The 25,983-nt window shown below is 41.6% G+C and carries 20 protein-coding genes; 7 read left to right on the forward strand and 13 right to left on the reverse strand.

Annotation, left to right across the window (positions count from 1 at the left end; translation table 11 throughout):
* Positions 1-43: 43 nt before the first annotated feature.
* Positions 44-973, reverse strand: a complete 930-nt coding sequence (locus DXK30_RS07955; protein WP_114701252.1) for a DUF808 domain-containing protein — start codon at positions 971-973, stop codon at positions 44-46.
* A gap of 496 nt (positions 974-1,469) precedes the next feature.
* Here DXK30_RS07955 and DXK30_RS07960 point away from each other — a divergent pair, with 496 nt between their 5' ends.
* The 5 genes from DXK30_RS07960 to DXK30_RS07980 all read left to right on the forward strand — a co-directional run bounded on the left by DXK30_RS07960 (position 1,470) and on the right by DXK30_RS07980 (position 7,353).
* Positions 1,470-2,252, forward strand: a complete 783-nt coding sequence (locus DXK30_RS07960; RefSeq protein ID WP_390178036.1) for a DsbC family protein — start codon at positions 1,470-1,472, stop codon at positions 2,250-2,252.
* Between the two features lie 424 nt (positions 2,253-2,676).
* Complete coding sequence (locus tag DXK30_RS07965; RefSeq protein WP_101205523.1) at positions 2,677-4,017, forward strand: homoserine dehydrogenase; 1,341 nt, start codon at positions 2,677-2,679, stop codon at positions 4,015-4,017.
* A 109-nt stretch (positions 4,018-4,126) separates the two neighbouring features.
* Positions 4,127-5,308: a thiolase family protein gene (locus DXK30_RS07970; protein WP_102090797.1), complete on the forward strand. Its 1,182-nt coding sequence runs from the start codon at positions 4,127-4,129 to the stop codon at positions 5,306-5,308.
* A 398-nt stretch (positions 5,309-5,706) separates the two neighbouring features.
* Positions 5,707-6,555 carry a DUF2382 domain-containing protein gene (locus tag DXK30_RS07975; protein WP_114701254.1) on the forward strand — a complete coding sequence of 283 codons (849 nt, stop codon included), beginning with the start codon at positions 5,707-5,709 and terminating at the stop codon, positions 6,553-6,555.
* A gap of 243 nt (positions 6,556-6,798) precedes the next feature.
* Positions 6,799-7,353, forward strand: a complete 555-nt coding sequence (locus tag DXK30_RS07980; protein WP_114701255.1) for a YsnF/AvaK domain-containing protein — start codon at positions 6,799-6,801, stop codon at positions 7,351-7,353.
* Positions 7,354-7,412: 59 nt separating this feature from the next.
* On the opposite strand, the gene DXK30_RS07985 is transcribed toward DXK30_RS07980, so the two are convergent.
* Positions 7,413-7,955 carry a hypothetical protein gene (locus DXK30_RS07985; protein WP_114701256.1) on the reverse strand — a complete coding sequence of 181 codons (543 nt, stop codon included), beginning with the start codon at positions 7,953-7,955 and terminating at the stop codon, positions 7,413-7,415.
* A 224-nt stretch (positions 7,956-8,179) separates the two neighbouring features.
* Positions 8,180-10,981 carry a preprotein translocase subunit SecA gene (gene secA / locus DXK30_RS07990; protein ID WP_114701257.1) on the reverse strand — a complete coding sequence of 934 codons (2,802 nt, stop codon included), beginning with the start codon at positions 10,979-10,981 and terminating at the stop codon, positions 8,180-8,182.
* Positions 10,982-11,435: 454 nt separating this feature from the next.
* On the opposite strand from secA, the gene mutS reads away from it, so the two are divergent.
* Together mutS and fdxA are read left to right on the forward strand one after the other, a co-directional pair.
* A complete protein-coding gene (mutS, locus tag DXK30_RS07995) occupies positions 11,436-14,537 on the forward strand; it encodes a DNA mismatch repair protein MutS (protein ID WP_114701258.1) in 3,102 nt (1,033 codons plus the stop codon).
* A gap of 206 nt (positions 14,538-14,743) precedes the next feature.
* Positions 14,744-15,067 (forward strand): ferredoxin FdxA, encoded by a 324-nt coding sequence (gene fdxA / locus DXK30_RS08000; RefSeq protein ID WP_101205516.1) that lies wholly within the window; start codon positions 14,744-14,746, stop codon positions 15,065-15,067.
* A gap of 97 nt (positions 15,068-15,164) precedes the next feature.
* Here the strand turns inward: fdxA and DXK30_RS08005 are convergent, their stop codons facing one another.
* The 10 genes from DXK30_RS08005 to DXK30_RS08050 form a co-directional block, all read right to left on the reverse strand.
* On the reverse strand, positions 15,165-15,542 hold the full coding sequence (locus DXK30_RS08005; protein WP_162799521.1) for a pilin: 378 nt from the start codon (positions 15,540-15,542) through the stop codon (positions 15,165-15,167).
* Between the two features lie 330 nt (positions 15,543-15,872).
* Positions 15,873-16,244, reverse strand: coding sequence for a prepilin-type N-terminal cleavage/methylation domain-containing protein (locus DXK30_RS12945; RefSeq protein WP_114701260.1), 372 nt, complete (start codon positions 16,242-16,244; stop codon positions 15,873-15,875).
* Positions 16,245-16,552: 308 nt separating this feature from the next.
* The gene (locus tag DXK30_RS08015; protein ID WP_114701261.1) at positions 16,553-16,975 is read right to left on the reverse strand and encodes a type IV pilin protein; all 423 of its coding nucleotides are present in this window, start codon (positions 16,973-16,975) and stop codon (positions 16,553-16,555) included.
* 5 nt (positions 16,976-16,980) lie between these two features.
* Positions 16,981-17,592: a type IV pilin protein gene (locus DXK30_RS12880; RefSeq protein ID WP_114701262.1), complete on the reverse strand. Its 612-nt coding sequence runs from the start codon at positions 17,590-17,592 to the stop codon at positions 16,981-16,983.
* Entirely contained in the window at positions 17,585-21,583 is a 3,999-nt protein-coding gene (locus DXK30_RS08025; protein ID WP_114701263.1) for a pilus assembly protein, read from the reverse strand. The genes DXK30_RS12880 and DXK30_RS08025 overlap by 8 nt, the downstream gene beginning before the upstream one ends.
* 58 nt (positions 21,584-21,641) lie before the next feature.
* Positions 21,642-22,445 carry a hypothetical protein gene (locus tag DXK30_RS08030; protein WP_162799522.1) on the reverse strand — a complete coding sequence of 268 codons (804 nt, stop codon included), beginning with the start codon at positions 22,443-22,445 and terminating at the stop codon, positions 21,642-21,644.
* A gap of 167 nt (positions 22,446-22,612) precedes the next feature.
* Positions 22,613-23,716 carry a PilW family protein gene (locus DXK30_RS08035; protein ID WP_114701265.1) on the reverse strand — a complete coding sequence of 368 codons (1,104 nt, stop codon included), beginning with the start codon at positions 23,714-23,716 and terminating at the stop codon, positions 22,613-22,615.
* Positions 23,716-24,279, reverse strand: a complete 564-nt coding sequence (locus DXK30_RS08040) for a type IV pilus modification PilV family protein (protein ID WP_227670714.1) — start codon at positions 24,277-24,279, stop codon at positions 23,716-23,718. Before DXK30_RS08040 ends, DXK30_RS08035 begins: the two co-directional genes overlap by 1 nt.
* Positions 24,276-24,683: a pilus assembly FimT family protein gene (locus tag DXK30_RS08045; protein ID WP_114701533.1), complete on the reverse strand. Its 408-nt coding sequence runs from the start codon at positions 24,681-24,683 to the stop codon at positions 24,276-24,278. The genes DXK30_RS08040 and DXK30_RS08045 overlap by 4 nt, the downstream gene beginning before the upstream one ends.
* Before the next feature lie 396 nt (positions 24,684-25,079).
* Entirely contained in the window at positions 25,080-25,913 is an 834-nt protein-coding gene (locus DXK30_RS08050) for a ComF family protein (RefSeq protein WP_227670718.1), read from the reverse strand.
* Between the last annotated feature and the right edge of the window lie 70 nt (positions 25,914-25,983).

Consider the following 25,983-nt stretch of genomic DNA (forward strand, 5'->3'; position numbering starts at 1 on the left):
TTACTTGCTAATTTAAACGAAAGACAATAGAAAGCAGATAAGCTTAGTGTGCAGAAGACGCTGTATCATCTTTACCACGGATTTTATTGACAACAGTAATCAATGCGACAACTGCTGCACCAATGATAAATCCAATAACACCGTTCAGCAGCGTAGTCGTTAGGCTCTCAAAGATACCTGTCAACCCTGCCAAATCTTCTACACCATGATGCAAAAAGCCAATACCATGTACTAAGATACCACCACCTACTAAGAACATAGCCAGTGTACCGGCGATAGATAAGAACTTCATCAGTTTAGGGGCAGCAGCAAACATTACCTTACCGACTTTCTGTTTGACCGTGCTTTCTTGCTCCATCAGATGTAGGCCTGCATCATCAATTTTTACGATACCAGCCACTAGGCCGTAAATACCAATCGTGATACCAATCGCCAAGATAGATAGTACAAGACTACGCTCTAGCAAGGTAGCACTTGCCGTTGCACCCAACGCGATAACGATAATCTCAGCTGATAAGATAAAGTCTGTACGTATCGCGCCTTTGATTTTGTCCTTTTCAAACGCGACCAAATCTACCGTCTCATCCGCATTCGCTTTACGACGAGCATTTTGCTCTTCATCATGCGGCAATGCATGGGGCCAAAAACGATGGATGACTTTTTCTGCCCCTTCATAGACCAAAAACAAACCACCACACATCAATAAAAAAGTAACAAGCGGTGGGTAGATAGCACTGATCAACAATGCTGCTGGTACTAAAATAAGCTTATTGATAAATGAGCCTTTAGCAACCGCCCAAATTACTGGAAGCTCGCGATTGGCTTTGACACCTGTAACTTGCTCAGCATTCAGTGCCAAATCATCGCCCAAAACCCCTGCGGTTTTTTTGGCAGCGACTTTGGTCATGACGGAAACGTCGTCCAATATCACACTGATATCATCAAGTAAGGTTAATAAACTGGCGCCTGCCATGTGTGCTCCTTAAAGCAAATTCGTTATAGTAAGTCGTTCTCAAATGATTCATACAAAGCATTTTATATAGATTTTATGAAAACAATCTAATTAGCATTAGACTACAAGTTCAAGCATATATATTAAATAGCACAAATGTATCTTATTTTTTGAATTTATGTTGATAGCTATTCTTTTATGTTGATAGCTATTCTTTAAAGTTGGCTTTATTGATACTTCTTGGCAGCCTTCCGTTCGCTATTATTTAGCGTAAATATGGTAATATGAAAGCTGTGACTACCTATCTTTTATTATCAATAAGTTATAAAAACCTCTTTAATGTTAGACCTTTAAAACACTGCCAAGACACATTACTATATAGAAAAGTTTATAGCATTTTTTATAACGAACTCATGATTAGGCGCGACGCCTATAGGAAACCCGTATGCCGTTCCCCACTATCAAAAAGACCACTTTGCGTAACCCTCTTTCTCGTACCGTTCTATCTCGTTTTATAATGAGCGCGCTGTTAGTTGGTATCGCTGCTGGCTGCTCAAACAATGCCGCTGATGCAACCAGCAATACCAGTGTTGTAAACGCTGCCCAGACAAAAGCCACTGCTACTAAGCCCTCAGCTGACAATGATGCAACCGTGGTGAAAGCGTTACAGGCGAACCTAAAAAGCTCTGGTATCGAGGAAACTATTGTTTCAGCCGTACCGACAGATATGGATGGCATTTATTGGGTGACCGCTGAAGGTCTACCTTCTTTCTTTACTGATAAAGCTGGCAAGCATATTATTCAAGGTCAGATCATCGCTGTGGGTGATGCCGCTCCGGTTGATATCAGTGCTGCATTGGTTGCGACGACAGCACAAGAAGCGCTAAAAGCCGTCGATAAAAAAGACATGGTGATTTATCCAGCAAAAGGCGAAACCAAGGCCGTCATCTATGCCTTTACCGATGCAGACTGTGGCTACTGTCGCAAACTACATTCAGAAATGGATGATATCAATGCGCGCGGTATCGAGGTTCGTTATCTGGCATGGCCACGCAGTCAAGAGTCTGTACCAAAGATGGAAGCTATCTGGTGTAGTCAGGATCGTAAAGCGGCGATGGATCAAGCAAAAAACGGTGCCAATATACAAGCACCTAGCTGTACCAACCCTGTCCAAGAACATATGGCTCTAGGCTCAAGACTTGGTGTGCGCGGTACGCCTGCTGTGTTTACCGAAACAGGACAACAAGTAGGTGGCTACTTACCTGCAGCAGAATTGGCACAAGCAGTAGGCGCTAATTAATAATTTGAGTTATCAATATTAGTAACTAATATTGGCAATCAAGCATAAATGACATATACATATGCCAAACAAGATTGAAGCTACCGCTTTTTTATAATCGTAAGCTGATATAACCTTGATGACGTTGTCTTTCTAAACTTGGCCTTTATGGTATTAGCCTTCAAGACATTGGCTTTTATGACGTTGCTCTTTATGAGTATGAGATTGTATAGACGTCACAATGCCTTGACGGTATGATACGATAAAGCGCGATGCAAAATGAGCAACACCCTTTTTATTTGAGCTTTTTTTATTCAACTATGATGAAGTAGATAGGCAGGCAGTACTAGGCAATGCGCACAGACATTCTGTTTGATGTCGCAGACTCATTTGACACTGTCGCCGCTTATACTGACTTCATTGTATTTAACCTCTTGAGGATACTGTGAGTAATTCCATCAAACTAGCGATACTTGGTCTGGGCACCGTCGGAACGGGCGTGATCAATCTGATCAATGACAATTTAAATGAGCTAAAACGCCGTAGCGGACGCGACATTATTATTACCGAAGTCGGTACGCGTCGTCAGCGTGATGATATTGATACCAATATCATGCAAAACAGCGATCTGATGGCAATTGCCGCAAGCGACAACGTCGATATTGTTATCGAAGTAATTGGTGGTACCACCTTAGCCAAAGACGTCATTATGCAGGCCATTAAAAACGGCAAACATGTGGTCACGGCAAACAAGGCTCTACTCGCTGAACACGGTAATGAGATTTTCGCCTTCGCTGAAGAAAACAATGTGCACGTTGCTTATGAAGCAGCCGTAGCAGGCGGTATTCCCATTATCAAGGTAATGCGTGAGGCACTTGCTGCCAACAAAATCGACTGGCTCGCTGGTATCATCAACGGTACGGGTAACTTTATCATGACCGAAATGCGTGATAAGGGCCGTCCTTTTGCTGACGTATTAAGCGAAGCACAAGAGCTAGGTTACGCAGAAGCAGATCCTACTTTTGATGTTGAAGGGATTGATGCTGCTCATAAATTGGCACTACTCGCCTCTATCGCTTTTGGTATCCCGCTACAGTTTGATAAAGTCTACTGTGAAGGTATTACTGGTATTACCCTGCAAGACGTAAACTATGCCGAAGAGCTTGGCTACCGTATCAAGCATTTAGGGTTTGCAGTACGCCGCGATAGCGAAAACGATGGTGACGCAGGGGTTGAACTACGCGTACACCCGACACTTATTCCACAAGATGCGCTATTGGCTAACGTCAATGGTGTGAAAAACGCAGTATTGGTTAACTCACATCCACTTGGGCAGACACTCTATTGCGGCGATGGCGCTGGTGCTGGTGCAACTGCTTCTGCAGTGATGGCCGATGTCATGGATTTGGTTCGTGTACTGGGTAGCAAAGACCGCGACGATCAGAGCAACACTGGACATCATGTTCCACATTTAGCATTTATTCCTGACCAGCTATCGGACACACCTATATTGCGCGCTGATCAGATGGTAACTGGATATTATTTGCGTGTGCATGCTTATGATAGCCCAGGCGTATTGGCAGATATCACGCGCATCCTAAGTGATGCTGGTATCAATATTGATGCAATCTTGCAAAAGCCTGCGCATAAAGTAGGTCAAGTGCCGGTGATTATTCTGACGCTACCTGTGGTCGAGAGTCAGATGAATCTCGCTATCGAAAAAATTGAAAAGTTAGAGACCATTACTGATAAAGTGGTACGCATACGATTAGATGAGCTAGCATAAACCACATACTGAAGAAGACAGATGCTTATAATATAAGCAAAAGCTAGCCAATCGGCATCTGATTTCTTGGTAGATACTTAATCAAAACGCACAACAAGGAATAATAACGATGTCAAATGATGCAATTGTAATCCTAAACGGCGCACGTACACCAATGGGTGGCTTTCAAGGCGCACTAAAAGACATGAGTGCTACCGAGCTGGGCGCCGCCGCTATCAAAGCTGCTGTTGAACGCTCAGGTGTTAGCGCTGACAGTGTTGATGAAGTCATTATGGGTTGTATCTTGACGGCAGGTCTGGGTCAAGGCCCTGCTCGTCAAGCCATGCGCAAAGCAGGTCTACCGGATGCGACTGGTGCTGTCACGATCAATAAGCTTTGTGGTTCAGGCCTAAAAGCAGTCATGCAAGCGCATGATGGTATCAAAGCAGGCAGCTTCAACGTCGCTGTTGCAGGTGGCATGGAGTCAATGACCAATGCACCGTATATCATGCCAGGTTCACGTGGCGGCTATCGTATGGGTCATAAAGAAGTCAAAGACCATATGTTCTTAGATGGTCTAGAAGATGCCGATACTGGTAAGCTTATGGGTATGTTTGCTCAAGAAATGGCTGATGAAAAAGGCTATACACGCGAGCAAATGGATGAGTTTGCTATTGAATCATTGAACCGTGCGCTGACTGCAATTAAAGACAACCACTTCAAAGATGAAATCGAGCCTGTTACGTTTGCAACGCGTAAAGGTGAGCAAACTGTTGATACCGATGAGCAACCTGCCCTTGCTAATGCTGATCGCATTCCTACTTTACGTCCAGCATTTGCTAAAGATGGTACGATTACTGCTGCAAACGCTAGCTCAATCTCAGACGGTGCTGCAGCCGTCGTAGTAATGAAAGAGTCACAAGCGAAAGCTGAAGGCCTTGATTATCAAGCTCGCATTGTTGCTACTGCCTCAAACTCACGTCACCCAAGCGAATTTACTATTGCGCCAATCGGCGCCATTGAAAAAGTATTAGCAGGCGCTGGCTGGTCAGTAGATGATGTAGATCTGTGGGAAATTAACGAAGCCTTTGCGATGGTTACTATGGCTGCGATGGACGAGCTAAAACTTGACCATGCTAAAGTAAATATCGAAGGCGGTGCATGTGCCCTTGGTCATCCAGTAGGCTGTTCAGGTGCTCGTATTCTGATTACGCTTATCAACTCTCTAAAACGTACTGGCGGCAAAAAAGGCATCGCAACACTATGTATCGGTGGTGGTGAAGCGGTAGCCGTTGCTATCGAGCTTGCTTAAATAAAGCAGGTCTAACTGACTTAAAGTAAGTTAGCTAACTAATACTTAGATAATTATTGTTTATTGAGAAACCGCATTGCTAATGGTAATGCGGTTTTTTTGTGTCTCTTTTCTTTCGATGAATGTTGAATATTACTCTGTGTAAAGTCTCGTTAACTTCTACCCCCTCCTATGTTATGCCACTTACAGCCTATTACACGCAATTACTGCAAGTGCACATTTTGCTACCTTGCTCATATATCTCATCAAAAATCACGGTGTTAGGATAGCTACAAGTTGATAGGGAAACTATTGATTTGGTCTACCGTTAACTGTAGTACATATGGTTTTGCTAAAAACTAATAACAATATTAACCATTACATTATAAAAAATAAACTCGCAAATAAGGAATACAATAATGAGTCAACTAATCCGTTTAAAAGATATCCAAGCTACGCATCAAGACTTAATTGGTGATGATTATTACGATCCAACACACAAAACAGCCTATGGTGTCAACGAAGAAAAGATCGGTAAAATTGAAGGCGCACTAGTAGAAGACACCACTGGCCGTATACGCTATTTGATTGTCGATGCTGGTGGCTGGTTTAGCTCAAAAGAAGTGCTAGTACCTGCTGGCCTAGCACGTATCGTAGGGGACGACGTGTTCTTTGATAGCTTGACCAAAACGCAAGTAGAAGCCATGGAAATATACGATCACGACTACCAGTACAGCTACAAAGAGCAGTACGAAAGAGATCGTCAAGCATTTACTGCTGATACACTCCCTGTAGAAGATCGCGTTGATATTGCCGATCACTCTTATGACGCGCCAAATACGCTAGAGCTATTAGAAGAGCGTCTAACGGTAAACAAAGACCGTATCGTCGCTGGACTAGTAAAAGTAGGTAAGCATGTCGTCACTGAAGAGCGTAATGTCGATGTAGATCTAGAAGAAGAACATGCCAATATTCAACGTACTAGCGTAGATCGTCCAACAGACCGTCGTATTGGTGACCTCGATGCTACCGAAACAGTTGAAGTTGAACTACAAGCCGAACGTGCTCGCGTCAGCAAAGAAACCTATGTTTCTGAAGAAGTAAACGTTGGCAAGACGACGGATCATCACACTGAAACTTTGATTGAAACCATTCAACGCGAAGAGCTAGATGTTGATGGCGAGGGCAATGTGGTTGACCGTGAAGGTAACTTGGTAGACCGTGATGGTATCACAGCAGAAGACGTGCGCCGTGCTCGTGGCATGTAATATGCTAATAAGTCATAGTTTAATGACCTAAATTTCCTATATCGTCATTTAAATATGATAGTAACAAGTAGCTAAGCTCATCTGTTTAGCCATTAAGATCAGAGCATGTCTCTGGTCTTTTTTGTATTCATAATATGAGCGAATGGTTTATAGTATTAAATGTAGCTAGTTAACATGTGTGGTTGACATACAGCGTTTTAGATTATTAGAAATTCATCATTTTACAATTATAAAGGAATCATAATGACTACTGAAAATGGAAACAGCCTTTACCAAGATGACTTGGATAAAGAACAAAATATCTCAACGAAGCAGACGAATAATACCGTCAATGTTGGACACTTAGAGCTATTAGAAGAGCGTCCTGTAATTAACAAAGAACGCTTAGATGTGGGTAAAGTAACCGTCACCAAGCGTTCACGTACTAAGACTGTTGAAGTGCCAATTGAGTTGGTAGAAGAGTATATTACTATACGTACTGAGTACAATGACGCAGAGAGCCAAGATTTACTCTCTGGTAACTATGATGAAAAAGACATACTGCGCCACGTCGAGCCTTCTTTAGATAGCAAAGCTGTAGTGACCATTAACGGTAAACAAATAGAGATTGGTGATGAGCCGATTGATATTGTAATTTCTAGGCAAGTCGCCACTATCACCAAAGATACCTACGCTATCCAAGAAATCGAAGTCAATAAGAGTACCCATGTACATTCTGATAGTATTCAAGTGGCACTCAAGCATGAAGAGTTAGAGGTGACTGAAGAAGGGTTTCTAGCCAATCAACGCGACACTTAATCTCATAAGAAAAAAGCAACGTAAACGTTGCTTTTTTTGTAATAAGTAACAAACCAAATTTATACTGCTTCATCTGTCTTTTTACATTCATAAGTACGAGCATTATCTGAATCCGAACCAGCGGTACGCATGACGCCAGTTTCACGAGCTTCATGACCAACACGCCATTGGGTAAATCCTTGACCGCCATCGATCGTTGTCGCCACTTCAAACACTTCAGGATTGCTACCTTCATTGGTCTGGTTCAACGTTACTGTACCCATAGCAGTTGCAACCACTACTTGATCACTATCTTCTTTATAGGTAGCTTCGATTTTTAGCTCAGGTGTACATAGGTACGTCATTTGCGTGACACCACTGTTTACCGAGGCAGCCGTATCACCTTCTACTTCATTAAGTGAAGCGTCTTCGGTATCAATGACAGCATCACTAGGTTCAGCAGGCTCCGCTGACATTGGAACGGACTCTTCCGTATTAGCACCCTCATCCATTCCCGACTCTGGCTCTGACTGTTGTTGACAAGCACTGACCGTCAATACGCCAGCCAACAAACTTGTTAAAACTACTGAGCTGCGTACTTTTTTTAAGAATTCTACACTCATGACACTCTCCCAAATAAATATGTTAAACACTATAGCGTGTCCATAAATTCACGCCTATGCTGAATTTGTAAGTAATCAATACAAAGTGTTTGTTGGTCTTAGTCTAGCAAGTTTTAAGTTTGCATAAGCTATCCAACAGATATAAAAAAGCCCTTATCTAATTAAGATAAGGGCTTTTTTAATAGCATTTCAGTATATAGCTAATAATTTGCCATGACTAACGACTAGATTTTACCATGACACTGCTTGTACTTAAGACCTGATCCACAAGGACACGCTGCATTACGACTGATATTCATACCTGCATATGGGTTTGGTTCATTAGCATTACTACTGTTACCTGCTATAGCAGCGCTAATACCAGCTGCGGCAGTACCACTGTTTAGACTACGGCTTTGTGGTTGCGGCTGAGCAGCTGAACCACTCGCATTGCTATCCAAATTATCTACATCGTCATGTTCGAACTGCATTTGCATATGGGCAGCGTTCTCACGTTGCTGAATTTCTAATGCTTCCAGCTCTTCCTTAGTTGGGATATGAACACGTGACAAGTCTTGTACGGTCTCAGACTTAATCGCACCAAGCATCATCTGGAACAATTCAAACGACTCACGCTTATATTCCTGCTCAGGGTTTTTCTGTGCATAACCCCGCAGATGAATACCTTTACGTAGCTGATCCATCTGCGTTAAGTGCTCTTTCCAATGCTTATCTAGACTCTGTAGCATGAAATGACGCTCAAGCTGAGCGGCGTCTTTTTCACCCATCTGCTCACGGCGACTGTGATAACGATCTATCGCCGTTTGAACGATTTTGGTGCGTAGGCCTTCTTCATCCAGTCGGCGATCTTCATCTAACCAATCATTAATTGGCATTGAGATTTTGAACTCGTCTTCTAACTCGTCTTCTAATCCGTCAATATTCCACTGGTCATCAATAGAACCAGGTGGAATGAACTGGTTGATCATGGCGTTATAGACTTCATTGTGCATGACTTCGATAGCTTCTAATAAGTCCATCTCTGCTAATAAATCATCACGCTGACCATAGATAACTTTACGCTGCTCATTGGCAACATCATCGTATTTCAGTAGGTTTTTACGAGCATCAAAATCGCGACTCTCAACTTTGCCTTGCGCGTTTTCGATCGATTTAGAGACCATTTTATGTTCGATGGCTTCATCTTCTTTGAGACCCATTGCACGCATCATATTGACCACGCGATCGCCTGCGAAGATACGCATCAGATCATCTTCGAGCGATAAGAAAAAGCGTGACATACCAGGGTCACCTTGACGACCAGCACGTCCACGTAGCTGGTTATCGATACGGCGTGACTCATGGCGCTCAGAGCCGATGATATGTAAACCACCAGCTGCTACGACTTGATCATGCTTTATTTGCCACTGGGCTTTTAGACGCTGCATCTCCTCTGGACTCACCGCATCGATATCCTCGATAAATGACTGCCAGTTACCACCAAGGATAATATCCGTACCACGGCCCGCCATGTTGGTCGCGATTGTGACTGATGTTGGGCTACCTGCCTGTGCGATGATTTCTGCTTCACGCTCATGCTGCTTAGCGTTTAGAACGTTGTGCTTAACGCCTTCTTGATCGAGCAAGTAAGACAACTCTTCACTGGCCTCAATCGTCGCTGTACCAACCAGTACTGGCGCGCCTTTGGCTTGAATCTCTTTAATTTCGCGAATGATGCCTTTGTATTTGCCTAACTTAGTTAAGAAAATCTGGTCATCCATATCGATACGAGCAATTGGCTCATGCGTTGGAATCACGATAACATCCAAATCATAAGTCGATTTGAATTCTGCCGCTTCGGTATCAGCGGTACCCGTCATACCAGAGAGTTTGTCATATAGACGGAAGTAGTTCTGGAAGGTCGTTGTGGCAAGCGTTTGGTTTTCTGCTTGGATCTCAACGTTCTCTTTCGCCTCGACTGCTTGATGCAAGCCTTCTGACCAGCGACGACCAGGCATGGTACGGCCTGTATTTTCATCAACGATGACCACTTCGCCTTCATCGACGATATAGTGAACGTTTTTGACAAATACGTGATGCGCACGAATGGCCGCTTGAACGTGAGCCAAAAGTGGCAAACGACTTGGGCTATATAAGCTTTCATTTTCACCAAGCTCGCCTACCTCGATTAAGAAGCGCTCGATTTTCTCGTAGCCTTTTTCGCTAATCTCAATCTGGCGATTTTTTTCATCAATCCAGAAATCTTCTTCTTCGTTGTTCTTGTTTGCTTCTTCGTCTTTTGAACGAATTAGCACAGGAATAATCGTATTAATCAACGCGTACATGCGTGATGAATCTTCAGCTTGACCCGAAATAATAAGCGGCGTACGAGCCTCATCAATCAAGATTGAGTCAATTTCATCGATAATACAAAAGTTTAGCGGGCGCTGTTTTTTCTCAGCAAGACTAAACACCATGTTATCGCGCAGATAATCAAAACCGTATTCATTATTGGTACCATAGGTAATGTCGGCTTGATAAGCTTCGATTTTTTCTTGTGGCGGCTGCTGTGAGTAAATCACACCAACAGTCATACCCAAAAATCCGAACAACGGACGGTTCAGCTCAGCATCACGTGCAGCCAAATAATCGTTAACCGTGACCAGATGAACCCCTTTACCGCTGATCGCGTTTAGGTACATGGCCAAGGTTCCCATTAGGGTTTTACCTTCACCAGTTTTCATCTCAGCGATTTTACCTTCGTGCAAGGTGATACCACCGATCAGCTGCACGTCATAGTGACGCATGCCGTTGACACGTAACGATGCTTCGCGGCAGACAGCAAACGCCTCTGGCAATAATGCATCTAAGCTTTCGCCTTTTTGATGCCTGGCTTTAAATTCTTCAGTTTTTTGTTGTAGTTGCTCATCAGACAGGGCTTGTATTTCAGCCTCTCGTGCGTTGATCTTGCTGACCACTTTACGCATGCGTTTTAATTCGCGGTCATTTTTGGTGCCAACCACACTGCCTATAATCTTTGATAACATAATTTTTTGACCTATGGAATATTCGATAATTAGTGCGCATTAGCCAAAGCTTAGCTCTCTGCCTTGTCATCACCCGACTAAGTACTACCTAATTTAGTATCGCCCAATTAAGTGTGCCGTCATTATATATGGTTATGACGCTGATGGATACAAGGGCAACGAGTAGATATTTGCCGCAGTAAAAACCTAGTAGGACGTGTTAAAATAGCGAATACCTTCTTAAATTTCTTAGCTTTTTCAGCGACTTTATTATTTTTCACATTTTGATTTTTATACGCTTGCTACTACTGCATCTTGGCTCAAAATTTGTCGTTAAGCCATTTATCTATAAGTAACTGGCATATTGATAAAGCCAAAGCTATCTATCAAACTCATATATCAGACAAATAACCCTTTAGTATCTCTATCAAAAAATACTCATTACAACCCATTAAAGCACTATAAGAGACTCTGCATGACCGTAAAACCATCTGTACAAAATCAGTCGTCAACGCCTAATTCATCGGAAAAACCCTTATCAAAACAAGAGAACTCTGACTGCTTAAGTATAGGCGATGCCGTCTATAACCTAGCAGACCATACGCCGATGATGGTGCAATATCTAACCATGAAAGCCAACTATCCACAAGCACTGCTCTTGTACCGGATGGGTGACTTCTATGAGCTGTTCTTTGACGATGCTAAGCGTGCGGCGCAAATACTAGATATCACACTGACGCGCCGTGGTACGGATAAGGCAGGCAACACAATAGCCATGGCGGGTGTGCCGTTTCATGCAGCCGATAGCTATATGGCACGCTTGATCGCTGCTGGTCAGACAGTAGTTGTATGCGAACAAATTGACGAATCGACAACTGGCAACGCTGATAATAAGTCTAATGTCCCTGCGATGGGCGACAAGCAAAAGAAAGACAAAAGCAAATCTGCTGCTGGTAGCATCATGCGCCGTGAAGTAGTTAAGACGCTTACCGCAGGTACTATTACTGATGACGCATTGATTGCACCTAATCATACGCCGACTGTGGTCGCCATCGATATTGCAGCTATGAAAACGCAAGACAATAGCCAGACGTTACAAGCAGCCGTTAGCCAGATGGATTTGGCTGCAGGTACACTGACTACCCAGACACTGATAGCAGACAAAAATGATATCGATAATTTGCAAACTCAAATGCTTACTGTATTAGCGCGTTTTGCGCCTAGTGAATGCATCATTAGTGAAGCGCTTATTGATAGCGTTGGCGGCAGCATTGGAAGCAATGATACAGAGTGGCTACTGTGGTTACGACAAAATCTGGACTGCCCTATTATAGAAGTGGCTGCCAATGATTTTCATCGTGAGCATGCCAGTGACACTCTTTGTCAACAGTTCGAAGTCCAGCGTCTCGATGGGTTGGGCATTCATGAGGCTCCACTTGCGCAAACCAGCTGCGCTGCGCTTATCCACTATGCGCGTCAAACTCAGCAACGCCACGTGCCTCAAGTCAACCAACTCATTGTTGAGTACAGCGATGACTACCTAATTATTGATGCTAATAGCCAACAAAACCTCGAGCTATTTACCCCTGTTAGTAGCAATGGCACTTCTTTGATATCTGTGCTGAATCACTGTCAGACTCCAATGGGTAAACGCCTACTTGTGCAGCAAATGAAGCGTCCACTGCGTCAGCATTCACGTATCAGTATGCGTCTAGATGCGATAACTTGTTTGCTGAAACTAGAGAGTAACTCAACTGAATCAAACCAAGATGTAAAAGATGGCTCACTGGTTACACGTTTGCGAGAAACTCTGAATACTATTGGCGATATTGAACGAATCAGCAGTCGAATCGGGCTAATGAGTGCCAAGCCTCGTGACTTACGCAAGCTCGCCGATGGTATCGCTAGTAGCGCCCAGCTTACTACCTTATTGACAGCATCGGGTATCAGTCATGAAGACGCTGGCCTGTTACCAATGTTGATGCAGCAATTGCCAGATCAACTACCTGCTGTTCAATCCGTCGCCGAATTAATTGAGCGCGCTATTGTCATTGAACCACCTGCGCATATCCGCGATGGAGGAATGCTAGCGGCAGGCTTTGATGAAGAGTTTGATCGCCTTACCCATTTGCATGACAATATCCAATCGACGCTAGACGAGATGGTCGATCGTGCCCGTCAAGATAATCAATTACCGAGTCTAAAAATCGGCTTTAATAAAGTTAGCGGCTTCTATTTTGAATTGCCCAAAATGCAGGCAAAGAATGCCCCTGCCCATTTTATCCGTCGGCAAACGCTCAAGAGTAGTGAACGATTTATCACTGATGAGCTAAAGGAAGTCGAGACAGAGTATTTGAGCGCTCAATCTTTGGCGCTGGCGCGTGAAAAGCAGCTGTATCAAGAGCTGCTCACTCAATTAAACCAACATTTAGCTGATCTACAACAGCTTAGCGCGGCTATTGCCCAACTAGATGTGCTAAGCAATTGGGCCCATCTTGCCATGATGTATAACTGGCAGCGCCCAATCATGGGGCTACATACAAAAGACCAAAGCGAATCAGTAGCCAAAAGTCAAACCAACATTGATATTCGTCAAGGTCGTCACGTTGTGGTCGAAGCGGCATTGAATCAAACAAACGCCAATAGCAGAAATAGTAATTCATTAAGTACAAACTACTTTGTCGCCAATGACTGCGCATTAGGTAGCAATGAACATCCTGAAAGATTACTTCTGATTACCGGCCCTAATATGGGTGGTAAATCTACCTACATGCGCCAGACCGCGCTGATTATACTGCTCGCGCATTGCGGCAGCTTTGTGCCAGCAGCTAGTGCTCATATTGGTGATATCGATCGCATCTTTACGCGTATTGGTTCAGCTGATGACTTGGCAGGTGGCAAATCGACCTTTATGGTAGAGATGATTGAGACGGCCAATATCTTAAATCAAGCAACGAATAAATCACTGGTATTAATGGACGAAGTCGGTCGCGGTACTGCCACCACTGATGGTCTTGCCATTGCCAATGCCTGTGTCAATCGCCTAGTCGAGATTGGCTGCCTGACATTATTTGCCACTCATTATTTTGAGCTAACACAATTAACGAATGATATTGGCAATCACCATGCTGATATCCGTAATGTCCATGTAGCAGCCAGTGAGGTTGATGGTCAATTATTGCTATTGCACCAAATTAAAGATGGCGCAGCAAGCTCTAGCTTTGGATTACATGTCGCAAAAATGGCGGGCATCCCTACTCAAGTGCTAAATGATGCTAAGCGCTATTTAGCAGACAACTTACAGTTAGACCATTTAACCGTAGATAAAGCACAAACTATTGATGATAAAAATGAATTAGCTAAGTCAGTAAAGGATAAACGGCAAGAGAGTTATAATGATGCTACTCTCAATCAAGAAGTAAGTCATACCGCTCAAACATCAGACGCATTAAGTAATCCAAAACAAAATCAGCTATTTAGCATACAAGATGAGCTAAGTATGATTGATCCTGATAGCTTAACACCTAAGCAAGCACATGATTTACTTTATCACCTTAAGAAAATCATTAGTCATTAAAGGGAATTGTCAAAGCGTAGTAAAGGCGCTAAAATACGCTTTATTTTCCAACTATTCTATGTAGCCCTTATAGTTGATTTAATTTAAAAGAATTACAATGCAGCTGAGCGCAGACGTATAAATAATACTTCAGGCAAGGCTGACACAATAATTATTTTGAAAGAGATTGACTATATCAGCCAATCCAATAACAGGTAGACCTCACTATGACCTTTGTCGTTACAGATAACTGCATTCTTTGCAAATACACCGACTGTGTAGAAGTCTGTCCTGTGGACTGCTTTTATGAAGGCCCAAACTTCCTAGTCATCGATCCTGATGAATGCATCGACTGCGCACTATGCGAGCCTGAATGTCCCGCCAATGCGATCTTCTCAGAAGATGAAGTACCAAAAGATCAAGAGATGTTTACTCAGCTAAATGAAGAGCTGGCGCAAAAATGGCCAAATATTACTGAGATGAAGGGGCAAATGCCAGAAGCTGAAAAGTGGGATGGTGTGGAAGGTAAAATTCAGTATTTAGAGAGATAGTATTCTCCTCAAAGCATCCGTAATTGACACAACAAAAAACCACCTAATGGCATTTGCTACTAGGTGGTTTTTTATTGTTAGTAATGGAACTATTGAATCAAGGTAATACACGACATGGCGACCCATTAGGAACATCACACTCTATACGTCCATTAGAAGGCTTTTTAGCGACGGCTACAATTTTCTGTTGCGTTTCTGACGTCCAACCTGTTGCATCAGTAATGAATTGGCAAGCGCTGGAGACTGGCGCAACAGGCGATGTGCTATTATCTTGATCATTGATTTCATAAAAAACCTTATTGCTATAATTTTTTGCTTCTGACAAACAACTACCAAGTTGAGCACCTTGGATATATTGCTGATAAATTGGTATAGTAATGGCTGCAAGTATACCAATCACTGTGACTACGATTAACATCTCAATCAGAGTATAGCCAGCTTGAATTAAGAGTACGCGATCTGAAGTTGGCTTCATAGTCATATCAAAAATTATAAATGTTACTTTGAGAGTGCACGCATCGTGCCATGCCTAGTTAATATTTAAAAACTTCAATACTATACTTGTCTATTTTTACTCATGACTAAGTGAAGTATGAAAACCAACATTACTTCAATATAATTAGTCAGAAATTTTGTATTAGCAATTAACCAATTTTGTTAAGTCTCCAATTAAAGTATATATTCCTTAGTTTTAGAATATAAAAAAAGCCAAACAAAGTGGTTGGCTTTTTTTATAGAGTTTAAGTATTTGTACTTTAGGCCGTATCAGAGTAGTAGTCTTATACGTGCTAACTAAAGATTAGAGTTATTGAAGCACACAAGACGCGCCATTGTCAAAATCACATACAGCATTTGCACCCGTACCATTACGTGGTGTACCAGTAATGGTAGTACCAGCAACAGTAGTACTAGCGTCAATGGCAGGGTCAGAACCAATCGAAGCACACGCTCCTGAATCAGCAGCTGGTGCAGCTGGTGCAGTGCGAGAAGCACTTGGATCAGATAAGTAAACATATACTAAGTTAGCATAAGACTTAGTTTCGGCTAAACAAGCAGTATCAGAAGACTTTTGAGTATAGTTCTGATAAGCAGGGATAGCGATAGCTGCTAGAATACCGATAATGGCAACAACGATCATTAGTTCGATTAGGGTAAAACCTTTTTGAGCAGTGTTCATATGAACTCCTTTAGAGGGTATTAAGATAACGAATTCAGGTAACGCTATCTCTAGTTATATAATGTATCTGTATCTCGTACTATTTTAGCTGCATATAATATGCCAACATAAATAAACTTAGGACTGGTGCTTGCTACGTGCTGGCCTATTATCCGTATTTATAACAACTTACCTACAATATCTACAACTACTGACATTAAATGTTACCTTTTGAATACTAATTATTGTCAGCGTTTGTCATTTATAGAAGAAGAAATGCCGATAACTGACGTTTTTTGTCAATTTTGTTAAACCCTATACACTAGTTTCTACTTCCATTCGTTTTCTGTACCACAACTCGTATCGCGGCATTTATATCCTCGATAGTCTAAACTAATTTTGCCATCGTTTTTCATACGCTTGTTTGCTATAGGTGTCGCAGTTATAGTCCATCTAGATGTTAATGGACTTGGAGAGATAGCCACAGTATAGAATGCATCGCCCTGAGGATAATCTTTAACTAAGTCTGTAGTAACCACAGTGCTGTATTTGCCTTGTGCCATTTTGCGACTTTCAAGCTTACTAGCAATATTATGCAGCTCGCTCATCATATCAGTACGATGACCTTTTTCTATATAGCCTTGATAGCTAGGATAAGCAATAGCGGCCAAAATACCGATAATAGCCACGACTATGAGCAGCTCTATCAACGTAAAGCCCCTTTGAGTTCTTAGATTTACGTCATTACTCATCGTTATTACCATACCTGTGAACCATTACCACAATCAGTAGATTGGATATCTATATTATCTTTGGTCATACATCTAACACCAATACTAGTTAACATAATCTTATTGCCATTTTTGACATAGCTTGTAGAGTTAGGTGTGGCTAACATTTTCCATGTTCGTCCTGTAACATTATCGACGCCTGAACTGGTGACTAAGCTTCTAGGCGTGCCAGCTGTATCTCCATCAACTAAAGTAATACGATAAGTATAGTTATCTCCGCTACCTTCAGGAATATTGATGATAGTATTGCCTGTATTTGCGTAACTATAGCTGGTATTACCTGAACTATCGACTGCCTTTGGAACAAAACCTTTATAAGTCAATGCTGATGATCGCCAGCGCTCAAGCTCAAGCTGTAGTTGTTGCATTTTGGCTTGAGTCTCTAACTCTGCATTACGTACGACATATTGGCGATAACTTGGAACAGCAATAGCAGCCAAAATAGCCAAAATAAAAACAACAATCATCAATTCAATTAGTGTGAAACCTTTCTGCACTCTCGTCTTTCTTAGACTATCAGTTGAACTCCGACAGTAATCAATCAATGCGTGCGACGCATTACAGCTCTGCCTAATCATCGACAGACTCCACCAGTTGCTCAAACCATCTGGTTGTGAACAAACGATAGCTCATAGTACTAACGTTACCGCCACCTGATCCACTAGCATTCTTTTTGTCTTTATCAACACTAGCGCCTAAACAGTTACCACCAGGGCAGTTAGTATCGAGTCCTGACTTACCTGTCGTCATGCCTACACCAAAGTCAATACGGTCTTTAGAAGCTACGAGCTCACTAAAACTCTGTGGACCTAACATGATACGACTAGTAGGGCTTTTTGCGTCAAAAGCACCAAAAGCGAGCTCTTGAATACCCTTACCCGCACGTACGAAGCCACCCGTACCATTTAATGAATTATCAGACTTTGTGGTATCCTCCTGCTCGCAGACTCCATAAGGTAGGCAGTAAACTTGACGCTCTGAACCACCAACAATTTGAGCCGAACAACCACTAGTCTCGTCATACTTCATTTCTGGACTGTAAGCAGTCATATAATAAAGACCACCTAGCGCTAAACCATCTCCCATAGCTTTGACATTCTTAACTTGATTATAACCATCGAATAGATTTAGCGGATAGTACCAGCCTTGCTTAGTCGCAACATTTGGACGCATATCTGTTTGTACACTAGTTTTTGTCGCACCAGCCACTTTATTAAACGGCAACTCGGTAAGGTCGCTTGAGGTAAGTTCTTTAGTTGTTAAAGATACTGCTGAATCCTTCGCGTATAACCCTTGGCTAGCAACGTCTCTATCAATAATTCCGAACAACCGATCCGATTGGCTTGGTATAGTATTACGTAACCGCGATATTGGGTTACTTCTATCACCTGATGCAACATTTACTAGCGCAAAAAGTACACCCTTATCTTTGTAAAAACTTACTGAAGGCTGACCATAAAAACGAAGCTGTAAGCCTTTTGCCAGTAGCGCTTTCGAATTGGCATCACTCTTGTTATCACCACTAGCATTGAAAACTCTTACTATACGACGAGTAAAATTATTGATTCCAGCACTGCCACTGATACTTTGACCGTTGCGCAGATCTACACGGAATACTTGGCCACCTAAGTCAGCAAAATATAAATGGTCTATCATACCGTCGTCATCACGGTCTAGCGTAGTGATTTTTCCGACCACACTGTGCTGCATTTCTGGCACTTTAATATGCTTGCCAGAAGCACCTGAATTTCGACCTGAAATGGACCATAATACGTTACCTGTTTTGGCATCAGCGATGTAAACTGCATTACCATCTATCACCGACTTAACGCTGCCTTTACATTCATCAAACTTATTATCTGCAGCGCCTAAGCGGAATGTTGGATCTTCATAACATTCATCATATCCACCACCGAAAATAATCACATCTTTAATACTATTTGTACCCTCTCCAACTTTTATTTTACCTGTAACAGGCTCACTCCACGCTTTGCCTAGTGCTTGGTATCCATCTGTGTTTTCACTCAAACTAAATAGCATCTTTGGGCTATCAATTTTGCTAACGTCTAGTCCATACAACCCTTTTCCACCTTGACGTAAACCTCCGTAAACATATACTTTATCAGCAGTGATTTTTCCAGATGACTTGGAGTTAGGTGCACTAAAGTCATATTTATAGCTTCCTTGCACCGACCACGGAGCATCTACACCAAAAACAGGCGAATTTGCGATAGTACTTGCTGGTTGTAGCGCTTGAATCTGTTTGCTTAGGATGGTTTTTGGGATAAAGGCTAAGCTCTCTTGTCCAGTTTCTGCTGACGCGATATGTAGTGCACCTTCCATTGAACCAAACATCACATAGTCATCTCGGCTACTTTCGTCAGTTGCAACCATGCCAGCATCCGCATCAACTTTCCCATCATTATCACTATCTTTGTTGGTTGCATTGATGTTGGCACCGTAAGTAATCAGTGTCGGTCTTGAATGAATCACACCACCTAACACTTTTATATCACCTGGTGGTGTTGTGATAATTTTTTCAAGTTCTTTCTTGACGTCTGCTGGCGTATTGCCAATACGTGAGGCTTCTGCTGTCGTTGGATTAGAGTCATAGCCCAAAAAGCTGAGTAAATACAATTTAGTCAATGTTGAGTATGAGCTGTCAAGACTATCAAAACCAACGAGCTTGCCCGCAGTTACTCCTACTTTCACTAATGCATTGTTACTTTCTACATACACATTACGTGACGTGTTTTCTGATTTCGTGGGTACTTTTAATTGAGCATAGAACCCACCCGCTGTGATTCTATTATTTACATTGACACTAGCACCAGCTGCATTAGTGACGGTTTCATTACGCGTACTCCAAATATCTTGAGCATCTGGGTTGAGATCATCTGGAAATCCGTCTTTATCATCGTCAGTGTAAAGCCTTTGGTTATCTTTACCGTATAGTGTGCCTTGTTTCACATTATACTTTTTAAGATTCCCTGCCCATATGGCTGTGTCACTACCTACTTTTGGCTCTAGCATTGGCAGGTAAGCATAGGGTTTAACACCCAAACTACTTAAGGGATCTTGTGGAACAGTAATAGTACCTGCAGGTGTACTTGGCAAGTCCATTTTCAGATCTTGTATCACGGATAAAACACTACCAACGATATCCTTAGTGTCCTTAGCAAAATAAAAGCCACCCTGCCCATAGCCACCAACGTTATCATACTTGCCAGACTCCATCCCTAAATTACAAGCATTGCGCGCATCCGAATTACTGGCTGATATTTTCGAGCAATCATAGTATTTTTTATTGTACTTATAAGATTTTCCGTCAGCATCTTTAAATCTATCAATAGTGCGCTCTACTGAGGTGTAGTTGGCAGGATTATCGACTGTATTAAACGAACTACCGAATCCAACCATGGCAGTCTGTACTTGATTTTTTGTACGTAATTGTTTTGCAAATTCGCCCATACATTCCCAGCCACTTGATGAGCTGCTGAGTCCACCACTAGGACAAAAATTTCCTGTCGTGTTCAATGCGGTTGACATCATTTTTTCTAGTGCATCTTTATTTCCCATAGTACTAGGAAAACCGTCTGTTAGTAGATACACCCCTTTTGCACCACATTCTTGAGTGGCGGGCGCAATATATTTGCTACTATTATTATTTACGATAGAACGGTCGTATGTCGACATCATACCACTGTAGCCATTTGATGAATAACCACCTGATGAGCTATTACCCAGCATATAGGCTCCAGCATCGGTAAAAGCTGTAGCCATCGGCGTACCACCTGATGGACTTAAATCTTTCAAGAAGTCATAAATACGGTTCTTTTGGCTAGCATCTAGCGGCTTAGCAGCTACTTTTATCTGCCCTTGATTACCATTATTATAACCAAAAGCCCCAACACCCATAATAATGTCTTGATTAACACTATCAAAAGCTAGCAGCTCTAACATTGCTAGCTTAAGCTTCGACATCCGATCATATATCTTTTCACCTCCTTTCATACAATATTCTAACTTAACACCATTTACTGGATCAGTATAAGTGATGGGACTATAGATAGCGGCAGGAGCACTACCATCGCCACCATCAACTATACATAATTGGTCACCTTCACCTTTTAATCCATCTACGGTATATAACTGTACTATTTGATCAAATGTATATTTTGATGGTACGTCTGAACGGCTATTATAATAATAATAATTTCTATAAGAGTTATCACATCCTCCCCGTCGATCGTAGCTCGTACATATCTCTTCATATGCTCGAAAGACATTCTTTATACCGTACCCACTCTCATCTTCTTGAAAACTATAGCTACCACCCATACTGCCTGATTTATCTAGCATTAGTGTCAATGTGGGCTTATTAGATTCTGTACTCGCTTGATAGATGGTCAAATCACCAAGTTTATTGTAGCTTTCATTACCAGAGCTATTGTAGCTTGTACCTGCCTGAGTCATTGTTGATGCTGTCATCAAGGTAATTACCGACACTACAATAACTGTAGGACGAAACTGTCTTGATAACGGTGTAGTCGATCGAATAAGTTTCATATTGAGCTCCTGCTATATACTGTTATAAACGTGACTTAGTCACTGACTGTTAGGTGTATTATTTTGGAACACCACTGGCTGATAGACTAAGCAGCTCCTGACATTCATCACTTATTCGACCATTACCTTTCCCATAATCTATACAGTTTTCTGAGTTCACCTCGTTCTCTAACTTGACTTCTTTGACTAGAACTTTGGTTGGTACCCCTATTTTAGCTAAGCACTCGTTGCGAGTTTCTCCAAAGTAGGTAGGTTGGCTAGAGTCCTGTTCACTTACGTCTGATACAAACGACTGTGCATTTTCGCTAGGTTTACTAAGACATTTGGTAATCTCGGCATCCGATACATTGGCCATAGCTGGTAAAAAAGAAGCCGAATTGACACGGAAACTTGGAGAGCTACTGGTAGCATCATCAGACGTTATTGACTTACCAAGAGGAACATTTTCGAACGGCGCGATAGGTAAAGACTGTGTGTTAGGCCTAGTTATAGATACCTGAGTCATCACATTTTGGCGGGCATTAACAAAGTCATCAGCGTTATTAGGCCGACAAAAACCGCCTGAACCCGCCCCCCCGATTAGTTTTTTTTGTCCAGATGGGGTCGTAATAGTTGCTTCAGACATTCTAAAAAAATAGTCTTGGCGTGGACGATAACAAAAGACTATTTGATCACCACGATTTGACGTGGCTCCTGTACTCAAAAAATGGCCAAAGAATCCAAGCGGTCCTAAGATTACGGCTTTTTCATTACTGTTTTCAGCATTATTGATGATATTTTCGATGTTTCTATTTGCTGTATCTGAGGTTGTTAATAATAACGTATCGACTTGATCACTGGTAGCTAATCGTAGAGTAGTCATACTGCTACGTACAGCAATGACACCTACAATAATAATTAAGAGTAAGAACATTAGAACTACAATCAATGTGGCGCCACGTTGAGATGTTGTTAGATGGTATTGTGGATATTTGTTCATAATGTTAATACCTAGGCAAGACAGTGTTAGACAACCAAAATTCTATTTAATTACTCGAAATTTGTATTTCTTATCGTAATATAGGACTCGACCACCGTCCGCAGATACTTCTTACTAAGCTCACTATTTAAGGTTAATTTTTTACCTAATAGAGTAAAATCAGATAACCCTTCATCAGTCAAAGCCGCATTATCTGAACGTAATATTAAACCGTATTTTAAACCTACGATAGGTGGTTGCTTCTCCAGCTCTAAGGCCAAATAGTCTTTTATTGTATAGTATTGTGACTGACCACTAGTATTAGTAGATAGCAAAATGTCAAAGTAATCCACATGAGTCATAATCTCTTGACCCGCGTCTCCAAAATCTCTAATTGCATTATTAGTAGTAAACAAAACAGATTGAGACAGATTTTTCTCTGGTTTACCCTGTTCAGCATAATCATCCATTATCTCAGTAATATACTTGCCAGCATCACAATACAAGGAAAGCTCTGTAGGTTTCGATGCATTTGGTGCTCTTAAATAAAAACGTTCTACAATAATCTGTCCGTCAATAATTTCCTTTACTCCGCCAATAGTAACTTCCCTTGGTCCTAGAGCCAGCTGTCCTTCACAATCATACATATCTTGCGGAGCTCGATACTGAATAGTAAGCTGTCCACTTTTTAAATTAAAGTTACTTGTTCCTGTCCATTCATTCTTTTGTGTGCCTACAGTTTGATCGCCAGTATTACTCAACAACGTCACCTTAACAGAAGAGTTATCTATTGTAATATTTTTGGGCAAGTTGGTTGTACCATCAATATCTTTTGAATTACGCAAATTATCAAGTTGCAATTTACCGTCTTTATCTTTTACTGCATTATTAGCGCTTGTTAATATAATACCAGCGCCAGGCTGGTCAGCCGCAATTCTGTCTGCTAATCCTAAGTTTGCAAGGCGAATCTTTTTTTCAATGGTGGGCAGATTGAAGGCTGCATCCTCGACTAACTCTGAGGCAGTAGACTGTATACCTGCTGTTTTAGCATTAATCATATAAACTTGGACGGCAGCAGCCGAGACAAGAAGACCTAAAAACAAAGCCACCATTAGCTCTATCAGTGTGAATCCTACTTGTACCTTACTACTATCATAGCTTCTTAAAATACTCATCAGTAAGCCTCCATGACCAAACAATGTGATCCTCTTTTATAAGAACCATCATTATTACCACAAGCATTTTTATCACTATCATTTAAAGTAGGTAAGGTACTACCCCACGACGTAATAATACATTGTCTAGCATTAATATCAGACATTTCCGGACAAGTTACCATATTAAGCATAATATCTTGTTCGCAAGCTAAGCTGGCCGCTTGCCATGTACTTAAAGCAGCTATCTGCTCTGACGTACATGCTTTTGATTGACAGCTATCTTTATCAAAACTACTATTCAATTTTTTAACGTTAGTACAATAGTCAGTAATACTGTTCGCACCTTTACTAAATTTATTTAACTCTATCGCAAATAGGTCATTAGATACGTTATTTATGCGCATATTTTCTGATAACCCCTTTGAGATACTCATAGCGCGACTACGTACTAGTCCTTCATCAGTAGCATTCAAAGCATTCATCTGCAATGCGCTAAAACCTAGAACAGCGACCGCTAATAGTAGCAAAGCCACCATCACCTCAATCAAACCTACTCCTCTCTGACTGCTTGCCTTAATCATCCACAAGTTCCTCCTGCTACTGTACTTATACCAGCAATCGCAGTAACGATAACTTGCATTGAAGTAGACGGTTTTTCACTATCGCAAATTGTGTAAGTCGCAGCATCAGCACGCTTGCTTGGCCTAAATACTACTGTTGCTTTATCTGTTGTTATTATGTTTTTAGTGCTGTAGCTATAGCTTGCAATTTCACCTGAATTTCCACTCTCTACTACTAAAGTATGATTACTGTCATCAATACTAAATTCGATAGATTGTCGACGAATAACACTTTCTACCTTAGCTTCCTTTAAAGCATTAGTAAGGGTAGCAGCTGTCGCCTTCACCCGTTGATTAGCAAGCTGGGTACTAATATTTGGAGCAGCAATACTCACAATAATTGCTAGTACAGCAATCGTCACCATCAGTTCAATCAACGTAAACCCTGAGCCAGCTGCTCGTAGCGAGGTTGGTAGATTATTTATAGATGCGTTCACATCGTATTCCTATTTCAAACGACCATTGTCTGCTTAGTATTAGTACTTTTCTGAAAGAAATAATAACTTTCCTATGATTTTGAAATTTTTCTACTGGCTTTTCTATTTCAAACCTACTCCATAACATGCAATTTTTGTTCCAAAATATTTGGTAAGTCACATATAAGATACGGTACAAGCCTTATTAATGATAACGGTAGCTAAGCTCGGTCATACTCATAAATTAGATTATTGATCACTAAGAAAGATCCATAACTCATTGCTGAAAATCAATATATCTTGTTAAGAAAATATATTAATAACAACATATACATACGGGACTTCTCACATCTGATTACCATGTGCTAATGCATAGGCGGAGATATGGTAGTTTCTATAGCTTTTAGTATTGATTTTCCTTGCATGCTCAAATGAGACGAATACACGCGCTAAGGCCTGTAAGCTTGCACCTGTGGTAGATACGTCATCAAATAGTAATAAGCGTTTTTTAGGAGGCTTTTCAATTATTGCGAAAGCGTTATCTAAGTTGCTAAGACGTTCGGCACGAGTCAGTCCTTGCTGACTAACTGTATCATCAATACGCTTGACGCCTTGCCATAAAGGAATGTGCCAATGTTTAGACAATTGGGCAGATAGAATACTGACAGGGTCGAAACCACGTTTGACCAATCGTTGACTGGTCGTTGGCATAGCAATAATCACGCTGTTATTACGATGACAGCCATGTGGACGCGGCAATTGACGTATGGCATGTAATAATAACGACAATTTTGTCATATCTTCTTGATGCTTAAATGCTCGGATAGCCTGACGTATTGGATACTCGTAGTAAGTAGAGGCTTGGATAGATAAAGATATACTAGGAGCGATGTCAACTTCAAAAGGTCTTGGTAACCAAGTCATATCGTTGTGACAGTGAGCACAAAGTAAACCACTGCTTAAACAGCTGTTTGCTCGACTACCGATATGTGTAAGAAAAGAGCGTTTCTTTAAGGCTGTTTGTATAGATGGTTCCGATAGCTTATATTGGCTAGATTGCTCTTGATATTGCAATAATTTAGATTGTGGTGTACTACGGTAACGACGGCATAGCTGACAGCGTATGTCTAAATACTCTGCCAGCCATAATCCAGTTTGATAAGGCGCTAAACGGCGCATAAACTAATATTTGTCATAACTTATAATAAATTTCACCTATGTTAGAGTTTTTCTCAAATTGAAGCCCCTT

This window comes from Psychrobacter proteolyticus (genome assembly GCF_003350005.1).
Taxonomy (GTDB): Bacteria; Pseudomonadota; Gammaproteobacteria; order Pseudomonadales; family Moraxellaceae; genus Psychrobacter; species Psychrobacter proteolyticus.

What these genes read in the sequence shown, in the direction of transcription:
- DXK30_RS08045 (WP_114701533.1), bottom strand. Translation starts at nt 24,683, where the DNA reads ATGGTGACGATTGCTGTACTAGCAATTATTGTGAGTATTGCTGCTCCA.
- secA (WP_114701257.1), bottom strand. Translation starts at nt 10,981, where the DNA reads ATGTTATCAAAGATTATAGGCAGTGTGGTTGGCACCAAAAATGACCGC.
- DXK30_RS08035 (WP_114701265.1), bottom strand. Translation starts at nt 23,716, where the DNA reads ATGAGTATTTTAAGAAGCTATGATAGTAGTAAGGTACAAGTAGGATTC.
- DXK30_RS12945 (WP_114701260.1), bottom strand. Translation starts at nt 16,244, where the DNA reads ATGAACACTGCTCAAAAAGGTTTTACCCTAATCGAACTAATGATCGTT.
- DXK30_RS08050 (WP_227670718.1), bottom strand. Translation starts at nt 25,913, where the DNA reads ATGCGCCGTTTAGCGCCTTATCAAACTGGATTATGGCTGGCAGAGTAT.
- DXK30_RS08015 (WP_114701261.1), bottom strand. Translation starts at nt 16,975, where the DNA reads ATGAGTAATGACGTAAATCTAAGAACTCAAAGGGGCTTTACGTTGATA.
- DXK30_RS07970 (WP_102090797.1), top strand. Translation starts at nt 4,127, where the DNA reads ATGTCAAATGATGCAATTGTAATCCTAAACGGCGCACGTACACCAATG.
- DXK30_RS08025 (WP_114701263.1), bottom strand. Translation starts at nt 21,583, where the DNA reads ATGAAACTTATTCGATCGACTACACCGTTATCAAGACAGTTTCGTCCT.
- DXK30_RS08040 (WP_227670714.1), bottom strand. Translation starts at nt 24,279, where the DNA reads ATGATTAAGGCAAGCAGTCAGAGAGGAGTAGGTTTGATTGAGGTGATG.
- DXK30_RS12880 (WP_114701262.1), bottom strand. Translation starts at nt 17,592, where the DNA reads ATGATTAGGCAGAGCTGTAATGCGTCGCACGCATTGATTGATTACTGT.
- DXK30_RS08005 (WP_162799521.1), bottom strand. Translation starts at nt 15,542, where the DNA reads ATGAAGCCAACTTCAGATCGCGTACTCTTAATTCAAGCTGGCTATACT.
- DXK30_RS07975 (WP_114701254.1), top strand. Translation starts at nt 5,707, where the DNA reads ATGAGTCAACTAATCCGTTTAAAAGATATCCAAGCTACGCATCAAGAC.
- mutS (WP_114701258.1), top strand. Translation starts at nt 11,436, where the DNA reads ATGACCGTAAAACCATCTGTACAAAATCAGTCGTCAACGCCTAATTCA.
- DXK30_RS07980 (WP_114701255.1), top strand. Translation starts at nt 6,799, where the DNA reads ATGACTACTGAAAATGGAAACAGCCTTTACCAAGATGACTTGGATAAA.
- DXK30_RS07955 (WP_114701252.1), bottom strand. Translation starts at nt 973, where the DNA reads ATGGCAGGCGCCAGTTTATTAACCTTACTTGATGATATCAGTGTGATA.
- DXK30_RS08030 (WP_162799522.1), bottom strand. Translation starts at nt 22,445, where the DNA reads ATGACTACTCTACGATTAGCTACCAGTGATCAAGTCGATACGTTATTA.
- fdxA (WP_101205516.1), top strand. Translation starts at nt 14,744, where the DNA reads ATGACCTTTGTCGTTACAGATAACTGCATTCTTTGCAAATACACCGAC.
- DXK30_RS07960 (WP_390178036.1), top strand. Translation starts at nt 1,470, where the DNA reads ATGAGCGCGCTGTTAGTTGGTATCGCTGCTGGCTGCTCAAACAATGCC.
- DXK30_RS07985 (WP_114701256.1), bottom strand. Translation starts at nt 7,955, where the DNA reads ATGAGTGTAGAATTCTTAAAAAAAGTACGCAGCTCAGTAGTTTTAACA.